This is a genomic window from Streptomyces thermospinosisporus (genome assembly GCF_039526425.1).
Taxonomy (GTDB): Bacteria; Actinomycetota; Actinomycetes; order Streptomycetales; family Streptomycetaceae; genus Streptomyces; species Streptomyces thermocarboxydovorans.
The window spans coordinates 104,618-120,109 of the sequence record NZ_BAAAIZ010000030.1; the positions used below are offsets into that span (position 1 = coordinate 104,618).

Genomic DNA, 15,492 nt, shown 5'->3' on the forward strand with positions numbered 1-15,492 from the left:
CTCCGTCTCGGCCGACGACCCCATCCCCCGTCTCAGGCCGACGCGGGCGGCGGGCCTGCGGTGCGTGGCATTCGGTCCGGTCACTGCGTCCGGTCGCCCCCTCGCGGCCGGACGCGATCACTCACGACCCCTCACGCCGCGCTGTACGTCCCCTGGAGTTCGCGCCCGGTGACCAGCTCCGACTCGATGCGGATGATCACCGAATCCGGCAGGGGCATCCAGGACGTGGGTCCGGTGCCCGACAGCCGTTTCAGTTCGGCGGGGTCGGTCACCAGCGCGGCCCGGCCGGTGACGATCACGCTCCAGCCGGTCCGGGTCACCGGGTCGAAGTCGTCCGCCTCGAAGGCGACCACGAAACCGTTCACCGCGCGCACCAGCTCGGAGCCGGGCGAGGTGCGCAGCAGCACGGAGGCGTCCGTGTCGAGGGCGAAGTTGACGGGCAGCACGGCGGGCAGCGCGCGCAGGGTGTAGACGACGCGGCCCACCGGGACCTTGGCGAGGAGCCTGAGGCACTCCTGCCGGTCCAGGGGGCGGAAGGCGTCGTCGGTGAACACGCCTTCATGCTTTCCACGGCGGCGTCCGCCCGATAGGGTCGACAGGCCCCTCTCGCCCATTCGGGGCCGTCCGTCCGGTCATAGGGACCTATGGCCCCTGCCCGCGCGGCGGCGGCAGGCGGAGTGTGGTGACAGGAGGCCGCACGGCAGCCACATCGGCAGCAGCGCTGCCGTCGGCGGTCGATCCGAGAACACGGTCAGAGCACTGTCAAGGTCACCCACGACGCAGGGGACGGACGAGATGGTCCTACCAGTGAAGTCCGAGCAGGGCAGGCACCCCTCGAAACCCGCGGTGCCGGGCCGGGCCTGGCTGATGCTGGCGCTCGCCACGATCGGCTTCGCCCTGAACTTCTGGGGCTGGGCGCTGCTCAGCCCGCTCGGGCCGCGGTTCAAGGACGACCTCGGCCTGTCGTCGTTCGAGCAGTCGCTGCTGGTGGCCGTGCCGGTCGTGGTGGGCTCGCTGGGCCGGATCCCGGTGGGCGCGCTGACCGACCGGTTCGGCGGGCGGGTGATGTTCCCGCTGGTGTCGGCGGCGACCATCGTGCCGATCCTCTACCTGGGCCTGGCGGGGCATTCCTCACTCGCCGCGCTGCTGGTGGGCGGCTTCTTCCTCGGCATCGGCGGCACCGCGTTCGCCGTCGGCGTGCCCTTCGTCAGCGCCTGGTTCCCGCCCGAGCGGCGCGGCCTGGCCAACGGCGTGTTCGGCGTCGGCATGGGCGGCACCGCGCTCGGTGCCCTCACCACGGTGAAGCTCGTCGAGGCCGGAAGCATGGCCACGCCGTTCCTGATCACCGCCGGTGTGCTGGCGCTGTACGCGGTCACCGCCGCCCTGCTGCTGCGTGATGCGCCGGGGCGTACCGTGCCGACGGAGTCGCTGGTCCGCCGGATGGCCGCCACTGCCCGGCTGCCGCTCACCTGGCAGGCCTCCGCGCTGTACGCGGTGGTCTTCGGCGGCTTCGTCGCCTTCTCGGTGTATCTGCCGACGTACCTCAAGACCGGTTACGGACTGACTCAGGCCGACGCCGCCGACCGGATGGCCGGGTTCGTGCTGCTGGCGGTGGCGATGCGGCCGGTGGGCGGCTGGCTGTCCGACCGGCTGGGGCCGGTGCGGGTGCTGGCCGGGTCGCTGGCGGTGGTGATCGCCGGTGCGGTCGTGCAGGCGTTCAGCCCGGCTCTGATGCCGGTGGGCACCATCGCCTTCCTGTCGGTGGCCGCCGCGCTCGGCGCCGGCAGCGGTGCGACCTTCGCGCTGGTGGCCCTGCTGGCCCCGGCGAACAAGGTCGGCGCGATCACGGGTGTGGTCGGGGCCGCGGGCGGGCTCGGCGGGTTCCTGCCGCCGCTGGTGATGGGCGCCCTGTACGGCGCGTACGGCACGTACGCCATCGGGCTGGCCCTCCTCGCCGTGGTGGCCGGCGCGGCCCTCGTCCTCACCCTGACCGGGGTCCGGGCGGCGGCTCGGGGCGGGGGCACCGGGGGCCGGGAGACCGGCAAGGGCCAGGGCGGACGCGGGGACGGTGGGCGGCTCACCGCCCGCGCCGGGTCCACCGGTCGCGCTGAATCCACCGCCCGCGCCGGGTCCGGCGGCCCGCCGGGGTGAGCGGCGACGACGGCGTCGGCCCCGGCCTCGCGCACCGGCACTGGCACCGGCACGCAGTGAACCCAAGCCTGAGCTGAACCGACCGAAGTCGACCGGCCCGAGGCCGACCGGCCCGAGGTCGAGCGGCGCGAGTGAACCAGCTCGAGTGAACCAGCCCCATGAACAGCCCGGAGTGTGAAGGAGCAGAAGCCGTGTGCGAGTACTGCGGCTGCCAGTCGCTGACATCGATCGACGAGCTGACGCGTGAGCACGAGGAGGTGGTCCGGCTGATCAGCCATCTCCGCCCCGCTCACGCCGCCGGGGACGTGCCCGCGATGGCACGGGTCGCCCGCCGGATCGCGGCCATCCTGGCTCCGCACACCCGGGTGGAGGAGCAGGGCCTGTTCCCGCCCCTCGCGGACGAGTTCCCCGAGCAGATTGCCGCGCTGCAGGCCGAGCACCGCCGGATCGAGGCGGTGCTGGCGGAGGCCGCCGGCGAGGGCGCTACACCCGCCGACCCGAGCTGGCCGGACCGGCTGATGGAGCAGATGGCGGTGCTGCGCGACCACATCCTCAAGGAGCAGGACGGGGTGTTCCCGGCGGCGCTCGCGCTGCTCGGCACCGAGGAGTGGCAAGCGGTGGCGGATGTCCGGGCCGAGGCGGGCGGCGTCCTGCCCCGGACGGTCCCGGCCGCCGACGGGGCGGCGCAGGCGTGAGCGGCAGAAGCAGCACGTCGCGGACACCCCCTGGGGATCCCGCCCCGGAGAGCAGCCGGCCCGGTGGCAACCGGGCGATCCCGGCGCCGCCATCCGGGATGGGTGGTGTCGCAGGCCCCGTCGCGGGGCCGTACGGCCGTAGAGTCGAGGCGGCCGTAACCGATCACAATTCGAACGGGTGTCAGGGCCCGGAGCGGAGTGGCGCGGTGAGTACGGAGACCGGTAACCGGGCGCGGGCCGAGACGGGCGCCGAGACGGGCATGGACGGTGCCCTCGCGGAGGCGCTGGTGCGCAGCCGCCGCTACTTCACCCGGGCGGAGGTCTCCGACGACCTGCGCACCCTGCACAAGAAGGGCGGCCGGCAGGGCGACGAGTTCTACCGGGACCGCTGGTCCCACGACAAGGTGGTCCGCTCCACCCACGGAGTGAACTGCACCGGCTCCTGCTCGTGGAAGGTGTTCGTCAAGGACGGCATCATCACCTGGGAGGCGCAGCAGACCGACTACCCGTCGGTGGGCCCGGACCGGCCGGAGTACGAGCCGCGGGGCTGCCCCCGCGGCGCCGCCTTCTCCTGGTACACGTACTCGCCGACCCGGGTGCGCTACCCGTACGTACGGGGTGTGCTGCTCCAGATGTACCGGGAGGCCAAGGCCCGGCTCGGCGACCCGGTGGCGGCCTGGGCCGACATCGTCACCGACCCCGAGCGCGCCCGCCTGTACAAGCGGGCCCGCGGCAAGGGCGGCCTGGTGCGGGCGAGCTGGGCCGAGGCTGCGGAGCTGGCGGCGGCCGCGCACATCTACACCATCAAGCGGTACGGGCCGGACCGGCTGGCGGGCTTCTCCCCGATCCCGGCGATGTCGATGGTGTCGCATGCGGCGGGGGCCCGCTTCTACTCCCTGCTCGGCGGGGCCATGCTCTCCTTCTACGACTGGTACGCCGATCTGCCGGTGGCCTCGCCGCAGATGTTCGGCGACCAGACCGACGTACCGGAGTCGGGCGACTGGTGGGACGCCGGCTACCTGATCATGTGGGGGTCCAATCTTCCGGTGACGCGCACCCCGGACGCGCACTGGATGGTGGAGGCCCGCTACCGGGGGCAGAAGGTCGTGGCCGTGTCGCCCGACTACGCGGACAATGTGAAGTTCGCCGACGAGTGGCTGTCCCCGCAGCCGGGGACCGACGGCGCGCTGGCGATGGCCATGGGGCATGTGATCCTCAAGGAGTTCTTCGTCGACCGGCCCACGCCGTACTTCACCGAGTACGTCAAGCGCTACACCGATCTGCCGTTCCTGGTGGCCCTGGAGGAGCGGGGCGACGGCGTGTTCGCGCCGGGCAAGTTCCTCACCGCCGCCGATCTCGGGGGCGAGCACGCGCGCGCCGAGCACGCCGAGTTCCGTACGGTGCTGCTGGACGGTGCCACGGGCGCGCCCGTGGTGCCCAACGGCACCCTCGGCGACCGCTTCGGCGAGTCCGGCGCCGGCCGCTGGAATCTGGACCTGGGCGGCATCCGGCCGTTGCTCTCCGCCGAGGGCGGCGAGGAGCCGCCCGTGATCGTCGGGTTGCCGCGCTTCGACGGCCTGGACGGCGGCGCGGGATCACTGCGGCGCGGGGTGCCGGTGCGCCGGATCGGCGGCCGCACGGTGACCACGGTGTACGACCTGCTGCTGGCCCAGTACGGAGTGGCCCGCGAGGGACTGCCGGGCACCTGGCCGTCCGGCTACGACGACGCCTCCGAGCCCTGCACTCCCGCCTGGCAGGCGGCGATCACCGGTGTCGACGCGGGCAGGGCGGCGCGGATCGCCCGCGAGTTCGCGGCCAACGCCGAGGAGTCCAAGGGCCGTTCGATGATCGTGATGGGGGCGGGCACCAACCACTGGTTCCACTCCGACACCATCTACCGCTCCTTCCTGACCCTGACCACCCTGACCGGCTGCCAGGGCGTCAACGGCGGCGGCTGGGCCCACTACGTCGGGCAGGAGAAGGTCCGCCCCATCACCGGCTACACGGCGATCGCCACGGCCGCCGACTGGAACCGCCCGGCCCGGCTGATGATCCAGACCGCCTACTGGTACCTGCACAGCGACCAGTTCCGCTACGACCCTTTCTCGGCGGACACCCTCGCCGCCGCCCCAGCGGGCACAGCCGGAGGGGGCGCTGCAGCGGGGGCCGGCCGGGCCGGTCCCTTCGCCGGGAAGACGACCGCCGACGTCATCGCGGCCTCCGCCCGCATGGGCTGGATGCCCTCGTACCCGACCTTCGACCGCAACCCGCTCGACCTGGCCGACGAGGCCGAGGCGGCCGGCCGGAGCGTCGCCGAGCACGTGGTGGAGGAACTCAGGGCCGGGCGGCTGCGGTTCGCCTGTGAGGACCCGGACGCGCCCGAGAACTTCCCGCGCGTCCTCACCGTGTGGCGGGCCAATCTGCTCGGCTCCTCGGCCAAGGGCAACGAGTACTTCCTGAAGCATCTGCTGGGCACCGACTCCTCGGTGCGGGCCGCCGAGGCACCCCCGGAGGCCCGGCCCCGGGACGTGGAATGGCGGGAGGAGGCCCCCGAGGGCAAGCTCGACCTGCTGCTCACCCTCGACTTCCGGATGACCAGCACCACGGTCTACTCCGACGTGGTGCTGCCCGCCGCCACCTGGTACGAGAAGCACGACCTGTCCAGTACGGACATGCATCCCTTCGTGCACGCCTTCACCCCGGCGATCCCGCCGCCCTGGCAGACCCGCACCGACTTCGACATCTTCCGCACCCTGGCCGAGGAGTTCAGCCGTCAGGCCGCCCGTCACCTCGGGGTGCGAAGGGACGTCGTCGCCGCGCCGCTGCTGCACGACACCCCCGACGAACTGGCCACCCCGCACGGCCGGGTGAGGGACTGGAAGGCGGGGGAGTGCGAGCCGGTGCCCGGCCGCACCCTGCCGAAGCTGATCACGGTGGAACGCGACTACCCGGCGGTCGCCGAGAAGATGGGCGCCCTCGGGCCGCTCCTCGACACCCTCGGGGCCACCACCAAAGGGGTGACTTTCAAGGTCGACCGCGAACTGGAGTATCTGCGGCACAAGAACGGCACGGTGCGCGGCGGGGTGGCCGACGGCAGGCCCTCGATCGCCCGCGACACGCAGGTGTGCGAGGCGATCCTCGCCCTGTCCGGCACCACCAACGGGCATCTGGCCACCCAGGGTTTCCACGCGCTGGAGGCGCGTACCGGCACGCGGCTGGCGGATCTCGCCGCCGAGCACGAGGGCAAGCAGATCACCTTCGCCGACACCCGCGCGGCCCCCGTCCCGGTGATCACCTCACCGGAGTGGTCCGGCTCGGAGACCGGAGGACGCCGCTACTCGCCGTTCACGGTCAACGTCGAGCGGCTCAAACCGTGGCACACCCTCACCGGCCGCCAGCACTTCTACCTGGACCACGACTGGATCCTCGCGCTCGGCGAGCAACTGCCCGTCTTCCGGCCGCCGTTGCACATGGACGCCCTGTTCGGCGAGCCGGGCCTCGGCGAGGTCGGCGAACTCGGCGTCACCGTGCGCTATCTGACCCCGCACAACAAGTGGTCCATCCACTCCGAGTACCAGGACAACCTGTTCATGCTGTCGCTGTCGCGGGGCGGCCCGACGATCTGGATGAGCACCAAGGACGCGGCCAAGATCGGGGTGAGGGACAACGACTGGGTGGAGGCGGTCAACCGCAACGGCGTCGTCGCCGCCCGGGCCGTCGTCTCGCACCGGATGCCCGAGGGCACCGTCTACATGCACCACGCCCAGGACCGCCTCATCGACGTGCCCCGCACCGAGACCAGCGGCCGGCGCGGCGGCATCCACAACTCCCTGACCCGGCTGCTGATCAAACCGAGCCATCTCATCGGCGGCTACGCCCAGCTGTCGTATGCCTTCAACTACCTCGGCCCGACCGGCAACCAGCGCGACGAGATCACCGTCGTCCGCCGCCGCGCCGACCAGGAGGTGACGTACTGATGCGCGTGATGGCCCAGATGGCGATGGTGATGAACCTGGACAAGTGCATCGGCTGCCACACCTGCCCGGTCACCTGCAAGCAGGCGTGGACCAACCGCACCGGCGTCGAGTACGTGTGGTTCAACAACGTCGAGACCCGCCCCGGCCAGGGCTACCCGCGCCGCTACGAGGACCAGCAGCGCTGGCGCGGCGGCTGGCAGCTGAACAAGCGGGGCCGGCTCACCCTCAAGGCGGGCGGCCGGTTCAAGAAGCTGGCCACCATCTTCTCCAACCCCGTCCTGCCGTCCCTGGACGACTACTACGAGCCCTGGACCTACGACTACGAGACCCTCACCAACGCCCCGCTCCAGGAGCACACGCCGGTCGCCCGCCCCAAGTCGCTGATCACCGGCAAGGACATGAAGATCTCCTGGTCGGCCAACTGGGACGACGACCTGGGCGGCTCGGAGACGACGCAAGAGAAGGACGTGCTGCTCGGCCAGGTCTCCGAGCGGATCAGATTCGAGTTCGAGCAGACCTTCATGTTCTATCTGCCGCGCATCTGCGAGCACTGCCTCAACCCCTCCTGCGCGGCCTCCTGCCCCTCCGGCGCCATCTACAAGCGCGAGGAGGACGGCATCGTCCTCGTCGACCAGGACCGCTGCCGCGGCTGGCGGATGTGCGTCACCGGATGCCCGTACAAGAAGGTCTACTTCAACCATCGCACCGGCAAGGCCGAGAAGTGCACCTTCTGCTTCCCGCGCGTCGAGGTCGGGCTGCCCACCGTCTGCTCCGAGACCTGCGTGGGCCGCCTGCGCTACATCGGCCTGGTCCTCTACGACGCCGACAAGGTCCTGGAGGCCGCCTCCGCGCCCGACGAGACGGATCTGTACGAGGCGCAGCGGCAGGTGTTCCTGGACCCGCACGACCCGCAGGTCGCCGAGGCGGCGGAGCGGGCGGGCATCCCGTACGACTGGATGGAGGCCGCCCGGCGCTCCCCGGTGTACGCGCTGATCAACACCTACCGGGTGGCGCTGCCGCTGCACCCGGAGTACCGGACGCTGCCCATGGTCTGGTACATCCCGCCGCTGTCGCCCGTGGTCGACGCGGTGCGCGAAACCGGCCACGACGCCGAGGACCACCGCAATCTCTTCGCCGCCGTCGACGCCCTGCGCATCCCCGTCGACTACCTCGCCCAGCTGTTCACCGCCGGCGACCCGGCCCCCGTGGACCTGGTGCTGCGGCGCCTCGCCGCCATGCGCTCCTACATGCGCGACATCAACCTGGGCCGCGAACCGCAGGACGCCATCGCCGAGGCGGTCGGCATGACCGGGGAGCAGCTCTACGACATGTACCGGCTGCTGGCCCTCGCCAAGTACGACGAGCGGTACGTCATCCCGCCCGCCCACGCCGAACAGGCCCACCGGCTTGAGGAGCTGGCCACCGAGTGCAGCCTGGACTACGAGGGCGGCCCCGGCATGGGCGGCTCCGGCCCCTTCGGCGAGACCTCCGGCGGCGCGGCACCCATCGCCGTGGAGAACTACCGCGCCCTGCGCGACCGGCAGACCTCCGACACCCCCGCGCCCACCGTCCGCAGCGGCCCCCGCGTCAACCTCCTCAACTGGGACGGCAGAGGCACACCACCGGGCCTGTTCCCGCCCAGAAGCACCGACGGCGGCGACGACAGCGGAGGGGAGCCGAAGCCGTGAAGCGGACGATCAAGCCGGCGGCACGTCAGCGGATCGAGTCCTGGCATCCGTACGCCTGGCAGATCCAGTCCCTGCTGCTCGGATACCCCGACGACACGCCGTCCCGGACGGCGCTCGCCGAGCGTGTGGCACCGGTCCTGCCCGGGCAGGTGCGGGAGCCGCTGCTGCGCTTCACCGCCCACGTGCGGGCCGTCCAGCCGGACGACCTGGCCGCGGCCTATGTGGACACCTTCGACCACCGCAAACGCTGCTGCCCGTACCTGACCTACTACGCGCACGGCGACACCCGGAGGCGGGGCCTTGCCCTGCTGCGGCTCAAGCAGGCCTACGCCAGGGCCGGCTGGCGGCTCGGCGAGGAGGAGCTGCCCGACCATCTGGCCGTGCTGCTGGAGTTCGCGGGCGCGGAGCCCGCTGCCGGGCACCGGCTGCTCACCGAGCACCGGGCCGGCCTGGAGCTGCTGCGGCTCTCCCTGCGGGACACCGGCTCGCCCTGGGCGCACCTGCTGGACTCCGTGTCCGCCACGCTGCCGCCCCTCGCGGGCGACCAGCGCCAGGCCGTGGCCCGGCTCGCCGCCGAGGGCCCGCCCGAGGAGCAGGTCGGACTCGATCCCTACGGCCTCGACCCCTCCGCACCGCCGCAGTACCTGTCCGCCCCGCAGGCTGGAGGTCCCCGATGAGCACCGCACCCGCGCACCCGGTCACCCTGGCGGTGGAGTCCGGCACCGGCGGGATCCTGCTGTGGGTGGTGCTGCCCTACCTCAGCCTCGCCGTGTTCGTGCTCGGCCACATCTGGCGCTACCGCTACGACAAGTTCGGCTGGACCACCCGCTCCTCCCAGCTGTACGAGAACCGGCTGCTGAGGATCGGCAGCCCCCTGTTCCACTTCGGCATCCTGATCGTGGCGCTCGGCCACGTCGGCGGGCTGCTGATCCCGGAGAGCTGGACCGAGGCGGTGGGCATCAGCGAGCACACGTATCACGTCCTGGCCGTGGTCCTCGGCACGGTCGCGGGGGTCGCCACCGTGGGCGGCATGGCCATCCTCATCTACCGGCGCCGCACCGTCGGCCCGGTCTTCTCCGCCACCACCCGCAATGACAAGGCGATGTACCTGGCGCTGGCGGTGACCATCGGACTGGGGCTGGCGGCGACCGTTGCGGCGAACATCGCCGGTGGCGGCTACAACTACCGCGAGACCGTCTCCCCGTGGTTCCGCTCGGTCTTCTCCCTGCAGCCGGACCCCGACCTGATGACCGGCATCCCGGTCCTCTTCCAGCTGCACGCCGTCAGCGCCCTGCTGCTGTTCGCCATCTGGCCCTTCACCCGGCTGGTGCACATGCTGACCGCGCCGCTGGGCTATCTGACCCGGCCGTACATCGTCTACCGCAGCCGCGACACCCGGCTCGGCACCCGCCCCCCGCGCCGCGGCTGGGACCGCGTGAGCTGAGCGCACTCAACCGAAGGCGGCCGGCTCAACCCCATGCGACCGGCTCACGAGTGGGGTGCGCGCACCACCGCGACCGGGCAGTACGCGTGGTGCAGCATGGCCTGGCTGACCGAGCCGAGCAGCAGACCGGTGAAACCGCCCCTGCCGCGGGCGCCCACGACCAGCATCCGGGCGTCCCGGCTCGCCTCGATCAGCGACTCCCGGACGCCGCCCCGCACCACCTTGCGCTCGACCGGGACGTCGGGGTGCTTCTCCTGATGGCCCGCCAGGGCCTGGGACAGCAGCTGCTCCTCCTCCTCGCGGAGCGCCTCCGGCTCGTTGGCGTACGGCGCCGCCGGGGTGGGCGGCGGCGGCAGGGCAGCGGTCCAGGTGCTCCAGACGTGCAGCGCGAGGAGCGGGGCGCCGCGCAACTCGGCCTCGGTGAAGGCGAATTCGATGGCCCGCTGCCCGGCAGGGGAGCCGTCCACGCCCAGCACGATCGGGCCGTCCGGATTCGGCTCCTTGCGCACGACCAGCACCGGGCACTGCCCGTGCGCCGCCAGATGGACCGCGGTGGAGCCGACCAGCAGCCCCACGAAGCCGCCCATGCCCCGGGTGCCGACGACCACCAGCTCGGCGGCACGGGACTGGGCCTCCAGTACCGTCAGCGGTTCCCCGGTGACCAGCACATCGGTGACGTCCAGCTCCGGCTCGGCCGCCTTCGCCCGCTGCACCGCCTCGCTCAGCAGCCGCTCGGCCATGTTCTGGAGGCCGCCCTCGGCCGGGCCGAAGGGCGACGGTCCCACCGGCACATGCAGTGCCGGCCAGAAGAACGCGTGCACCACCCGCAGTCCCGCACCGCGCAGCCGCGCCTCGCGCGCGGCCACCTCCACGGCGGCAAGGCTCGACGCCGAGCCGTCCACGCCCACGACCACCAGTCCGCCACTCACCGGAGCCTCCTCGTCTCACCGGACTTCCCGTCACGAAGCTCACGAAGCCCTCCCACCAAGCCTCGCCCGAACCCCTCAGTGCCGCCACCAGAGTCGTGCGGCGCGATGCCGGGAGACCGTTCCGGTCTCAACCGGGTCTGCAGCCGCATCACCACATGGCCGAGGCCGGACAGCAGGAACGCGATCACCAGGTCGGCCGGCGCCAGCGGCTGAGTGCCCAGCAGCTCCTGCAGCGGGGGCAGATAGACGCCGGCCACCTGAAGGGCCAGCGCCGCGCCCACGGCGACCAGCAGGAACGGGTTGGCCAGGCTGCCCGGGCGGGCACGCGAGCCGAGCGCCACACCGAGCTGTGTCGCACCGAGCACCAGGAACAGCATCGACTGCCAGGGGCGGCCCGTCTCCCGCGCCCAGACGCCCACCACCAGCGTCACCGTGGCGATGAACGCCCCCATGAGCAGGATCCGCGGCCACAGCCCGGCACCCAGCACGCTCTCCTCCGGCGGCCGGGGCGGCCGGCGCATCGCGTCCGGGGCGACCGGCTCGGCGCCCAGCGCCACCCCCGGAATGCCGTGCGTCAGCAGATTGATCCACAGGATCTGCGCGGGCAGCAGCGGCAGCGGCATCCCCAGGAAGGGACCGAACAGCATCACCAGGATCTCCGCGGTGCCGCCGGCCAGCCCGTACAGCAGGAAGCGGCGCACATTGTCGTAGACCCGGCGCCCCTCCTCCACGGCCGCCACGATGGTGCCCGGATTGTCGTCCGCGAGCACCAGGTCGGCCGCCTGACGGGCGACCTCCGTGCCCCGGCGGCCCATCGCCACACCGATGTCGGCCCGGCGCAGAGCCGGGCCGTCGTTGACGCCGTCACCGGTCATCGCCACCACGTGCCCGGCGCCGCGCCAGGCCTCGACGATGTCCAGCTTCTGCTCGGGAGTGGTGCGGGCGAAGACCCGTACGCCCGTCAGATCGCCCGCCCGGCCCTCCCGGATGAGCCGGCCCGTGGTGACCTCTTCGTCGCGCGAGGCGATGCCGAGCCGCTCGGCCACGGCCCGCGCGGTGAGGGGGTGGTCGCCGGTGATGAGGACGGGGACGATCCCGGCGCGTTTGCAGGCGGCCATCGTCCCCGCCGACCTGCTGCGCGGCGGGTCCACGATGCCGACCAGGCCCAGCAGGGACAGGCCCGACTCCCAGGAGGGCGGCTGCTGAGCCGTTCGGCGTTCGGCGGAGGCGACGGCCAGCACCCGGTAGCCGTGCCGGGCGAGCCGTTCCGCCTCGGCCGCCGCCCGGCTCAAGGTCTCGGGGCCGTCGGACAGCACGTCGGGCCGCAGCAGTGCTTCCGGGGCGCCCTTGCAGGCGATGAGCACTCCGCCGCCGGGTCGGCGGTGCACGGTCGTCATGCGCTTGCGTCCGCTGTCGAAAGGGATCTCGCCCACCCGGGGCAGCGTCCGGTCCAGCTCCTGCCGGTCGAGACCGAGGCGGGCCCCCGCCACCAGCAGGGCCGCCTCGGTGGGGTCGCCCAGCGCGCTCCACTCGTCCGAGCCGTCCGGTACCGCCCTGCGCTCCGCCGTGCCTTCATCGCCTTCGGATGCGCCCCGCGGAGGCTGCAGCGCCGCGTCGTTGCACAGCATCGCCACCCGCAGCAGCGCCGCGAGATCGGGTGCGTCGTCCACGCCGACGGTACGGCCGTCGCGGAGCACGCCGCCCTCGGGCGCGTAGCCCTCGCCGGTCACGGTCGCCCCGCCGTGCGGCGTCCACAGCCGCTCGGCCGCCATGCGGCCCTCGGTGAGCGTCCCGGTCTTGTCGGTGGCGATCACCGTCACCGAGCCGAGCGTCTCCACCGCCGGCAGCCTGCGGACGATGGCCCGCCGGTCCGCCATCCGCCGCGCCCCCAGCGCGAGCGACAGCGTCACCACCGCGGGCAGGGACTCCGGGACGGCGGCGACGGCCAGGCTGATCGCCGCCACGATCATCAGCTCCACGGGCTGCCCCCGCACCAGCCCGAGCGCCAGGACCACGGCGCACAGCACCACGACGGCCGCGGCCAGCACCCGGCCGAACCGCACCAGGCGCCGTTGCAGCGGTGTGAGGCCCGGGCCCGTGCCCATCAGCGCCGCGATCCGGCCGAGCGCGCCGGCCGCCCCGGTGGCGGTGACCTCCATCCGGCCCCGGCCGCGCACCACGACCGTGCCCGCCGACACCGTGCCGCGCGGGCCGTCGGCATCGGGGGCCTTCTCGACCGGTACCGACTCGCCGGTGAGCGACGACTCGTCCGCGAGCAGCTGCGCCGCGTCCACCACCTTCCCGTCGGCGGGGACGATGTCACCCTCGGCGAGCAGCACCAGATCACCGGGCACGACCTCGGCGGCCGGGACGGAGCGTTCCGCGCCGTCCCGCACCACCCGGGCCTCCGGCGCGCTCATCGCGGACAGCGCCCTGACCGCCTGCTCGGCCCGCACCTCCTGCACCACACCGACGACGGTGTTCACGACGATCACCAGCAGGATCACGGCGGCGTCGGACAGGTCCCCGGTGGCGATCGTCAGGGCGGCCGCCACCAGCAGCACCAGGATCAGCGGATCGCGGAGCTGCTGCAGCACCCGGCGCCAGACGGGGGTGGGCGGCCGGGAGGGGATCTCGTTGGGACCGTGCACCCGGAGCCGCCGCGCGGCCTCGGCCGAGGTCAGACCCGTCGTCTCCCTCACGAGCGGATCCGCCCGCCTGCCGTCAGCCATCGGCTGCTCCCTTCCGAAGACGCCGGTGCGGGCCGGAGCCGGGTCATCCCTCGATGTCGAGCACGTCCGGCACCGGACGGCGCGGCGTCCTGGGGCCCTTGGGGCCGTATCCGAGCCGCAGCACGACCTGCACGACCCCGGTCCCGGACACCGGGTCGCGCAGCTGCCAGCGCAGATCGCTCCACTCCAGGGCCTGGGTGGCGAAGGAGCTGGACAGGCCCTCGCGGGTGGCCAGCAGCAGCACGCGCTGCATGGCCTGCCCGGCGCGCAGCCAGTCCTCGGGGCGGTCGCGGGCGGTGCTCAGGACGGCCAGCTGGGGAATGCGCTCGAACTCCGCGGACCCGGGGTCCGCCGCCACCGTCCTGCCCCCGGCGAAGTCGCGCATCGGCGCCTTGCCGCCGCGCCTGCGCGGGCCGAAGGCGTAGCCGGGAACCCCGTCGGCGGCCGCGTCCTCGGACACGGCGTCGGGGCGGGTCCAGCGGGCCAGGTCCTCCTCGCTGCCCTGATCGTCCTTGTTGCGGACCTCCGCCTCCGCCATGAGGTCCAGCACCTGCTCGAGGTGCCACGGGGAAGGGAAGGCCAGCTCCGCCCCCTCCCTGCGGGCGGCGTCGGCCAGGGCGGCGCGCAGCTCCTCGGGGAGAGGCGTCTCCTCGAAGGGGAAGCGGCTGCTGTGCCGTTCGGGGATAGCCGGATGCAGCGCGGCCAGTTCGCCGGGATCGCCGTCGCCGCTGCCGGCGGCCGCTCCTACGGTGGCGAGCAGGTCCGGGTCGGACGGATCGGGCAGCAGCCGGATCCGGGGGGAGCGGCCCAGGTGGGCCAGTGCCACCCGCAGATTGAACAGGGCGGCGCCGCAGCCCAGATGGAGGGCGCGGCGGTCCGGGTCGGCGTGCGGCAGGACCCGGTCCGGATCGGCGCGCAGCTGGAACTCGCCGCTGCCGCGCAGATAGCGGAACCGCCACGGCTGGGCGTTGTGCATCGACGGGGCGGCACAGGCGTCCCGGACGAGGGCCCTCACCTGCTCGTCGGAGAGGCCCGGGGTGGTGGAGAGGTCCTGCTCGGACATGGTGGCCTCCCTTGTGAGGGCGGTAGTGCCGGTCACCGGTCGGCCGGCAGGATGCGGCGCCCGGTGAGGCGGGTGGGCCGGATCGACACCCACATCTCGCGCTCGCCGCCCGCCCATGGCGAGCTGCGCGCCCGTTCGGTGAGCCGTCGCACGGCCGCCGGCTCGGTGACCGGCTGGGCCGGGCCCACGGCGAGCACGCTCCAGCCCTGGCTCATGGCCTCGTCCAGGTGGTCCACCTCGAAGGCGACCTCGGAGCCCACGGCCTGTGCCGGGACGGAGTGCGGTGCCGTCCGGAAGACGATCGCGCCGTCGACGACGTCGTAGTTGACCGGGACGACGGCCGGGCCGTCCGGCGTCGTCACGGCGATGCGTCCCACCCCGTGGGTGGAGAGCCTGGCACGGCACTCCTCGGGACTGAGGTCCCTCAGCTCGGGGTGGAGCAGTGCGGAGCCCCGGCCGGGCGGCAGATCCCTGCCGCCGCCGCGGAGGGACTGCACATCGGTGCCGAGCGCGGCCGCCAGGCTGATCAGCGTGGCCAGGCTGGGCGCGGCCGGCTGCTCCTCGATGTAGGCCAGGTACTCCGGGGCGATCCGGGCCCGGCGGGCGGTCTCCTCCCTCGACAGCCCGAGCCGTTCGCGCTCGGCGGCCACCCGCCGCCCGATGTCTCCCGGATTGGGGCCGTCCGGCGGCGCGGCCGTGCCGGACGCCTCGCCCGCGCCGTCGGTGGACGAAGGTGCTTGCTCAGCGGTGTCCGCGGCCTTCGCGGACGAAGACGCCCGCCGGCCGGTGTCCGCGGCCTTCGCGGCCGAAGGC

Annotated in this window: 11 protein-coding genes; 6 read left to right on the forward strand and 5 right to left on the reverse strand. The window is 73.2% G+C overall.

The annotated features are described in order from the left end of the window. Positions 1-131 precede the first annotated feature (131 nt). The gene (locus ABD207_RS11920) at positions 132-554 is read right to left on the reverse strand and encodes a pyridoxamine 5'-phosphate oxidase family protein (RefSeq protein ID WP_344012319.1); all 423 of its coding nucleotides are present in this window, start codon (positions 552-554) and stop codon (positions 132-134) included. Between the two features lie 313 nt (positions 555-867). On the opposite strand from ABD207_RS11920, the gene ABD207_RS11925 reads away from it, so the two are divergent. From ABD207_RS11925 to narI, 6 genes are all read left to right on the forward strand, one after another. Then, positions 868-2,151 (forward strand): MFS transporter, encoded by a 1,284-nt coding sequence (locus ABD207_RS11925; protein ID WP_344012390.1) that lies wholly within the window; start codon positions 868-870, stop codon positions 2,149-2,151. 191 nt (positions 2,152-2,342) lie between these two features. Continuing rightward, positions 2,343-2,846 carry a hemerythrin domain-containing protein gene (locus tag ABD207_RS11930; protein ID WP_344012321.1) on the forward strand — a complete coding sequence of 168 codons (504 nt, stop codon included), beginning with the start codon at positions 2,343-2,345 and terminating at the stop codon, positions 2,844-2,846. A 260-nt stretch (positions 2,847-3,106) separates the two neighbouring features. Further along, the gene (locus ABD207_RS11935) at positions 3,107-6,823 is read left to right on the forward strand and encodes a nitrate reductase subunit alpha (protein ID WP_344012392.1); all 3,717 of its coding nucleotides are present in this window, start codon (positions 3,107-3,109) and stop codon (positions 6,821-6,823) included. Next, positions 6,823-8,511 carry a nitrate reductase subunit beta gene (gene narH / locus ABD207_RS11940; RefSeq protein ID WP_344012322.1) on the forward strand — a complete coding sequence of 563 codons (1,689 nt, stop codon included), beginning with the start codon at positions 6,823-6,825 and terminating at the stop codon, positions 8,509-8,511. Before ABD207_RS11935 ends, narH begins: the two co-directional genes overlap by 1 nt. Continuing rightward, positions 8,508-9,188, forward strand: coding sequence for a nitrate reductase molybdenum cofactor assembly chaperone (gene narJ / locus ABD207_RS11945; protein ID WP_344012324.1), 681 nt, complete (start codon positions 8,508-8,510; stop codon positions 9,186-9,188). The genes narH and narJ overlap by 4 nt, the downstream gene beginning before the upstream one ends. After that, positions 9,185-9,955, forward strand: a complete 771-nt coding sequence (gene narI, locus ABD207_RS11950; protein WP_344012325.1) for a respiratory nitrate reductase subunit gamma — start codon at positions 9,185-9,187, stop codon at positions 9,953-9,955. Before narJ ends, narI begins: the two co-directional genes overlap by 4 nt. Before the next feature lie 44 nt (positions 9,956-9,999). Here the strand turns inward: narI and ABD207_RS11955 are convergent, their stop codons facing one another. The 4 genes from ABD207_RS11955 to ABD207_RS11970 all read right to left on the reverse strand — a co-directional run. Further along, a complete protein-coding gene (locus ABD207_RS11955) occupies positions 10,000-10,884 on the reverse strand; it encodes a universal stress protein (RefSeq protein WP_344012327.1) in 885 nt (294 codons plus the stop codon). Beyond that, entirely contained in the window at positions 10,881-13,616 is a 2,736-nt protein-coding gene (locus ABD207_RS11960) for a cation-translocating P-type ATPase (RefSeq protein ID WP_344012329.1), read from the reverse strand. Before ABD207_RS11960 ends, ABD207_RS11955 begins: the two co-directional genes overlap by 4 nt. 43 nt (positions 13,617-13,659) lie before the next feature. Then, positions 13,660-14,679 (reverse strand): Acg family FMN-binding oxidoreductase, encoded by a 1,020-nt coding sequence (locus tag ABD207_RS11965; RefSeq protein ID WP_344012330.1) that lies wholly within the window; start codon positions 14,677-14,679, stop codon positions 13,660-13,662. Between the two features lie 32 nt (positions 14,680-14,711). Next, positions 14,712-15,492: helix-turn-helix domain-containing protein (locus ABD207_RS11970; protein WP_344012331.1), on the reverse strand; the 781-nt coding region annotated here is incomplete at its 5' end.

Bases quoted from the DNA above. Each gene is read 5' to 3' on its own strand.
- ABD207_RS11935 (WP_344012392.1), top strand. From the start codon at position 3,107: ATGGACGGTGCCCTCGCGGAGGCGCTGGTGCGCAGCCGCCGCTACTTC.
- ABD207_RS11960 (WP_344012329.1), bottom strand. From the start codon at position 13,616: ATGGCTGACGGCAGGCGGGCGGATCCGCTCGTGAGGGAGACGACGGGT.
- narH (WP_344012322.1), top strand. From the start codon at position 6,823: ATGCGCGTGATGGCCCAGATGGCGATGGTGATGAACCTGGACAAGTGC.
- ABD207_RS11925 (WP_344012390.1), top strand. From the start codon at position 868: ATGCTGGCGCTCGCCACGATCGGCTTCGCCCTGAACTTCTGGGGCTGG.
- ABD207_RS11965 (WP_344012330.1), bottom strand. From the start codon at position 14,679: ATGTCCGAGCAGGACCTCTCCACCACCCCGGGCCTCTCCGACGAGCAG.
- narI (WP_344012325.1), top strand. From the start codon at position 9,185: ATGAGCACCGCACCCGCGCACCCGGTCACCCTGGCGGTGGAGTCCGGC.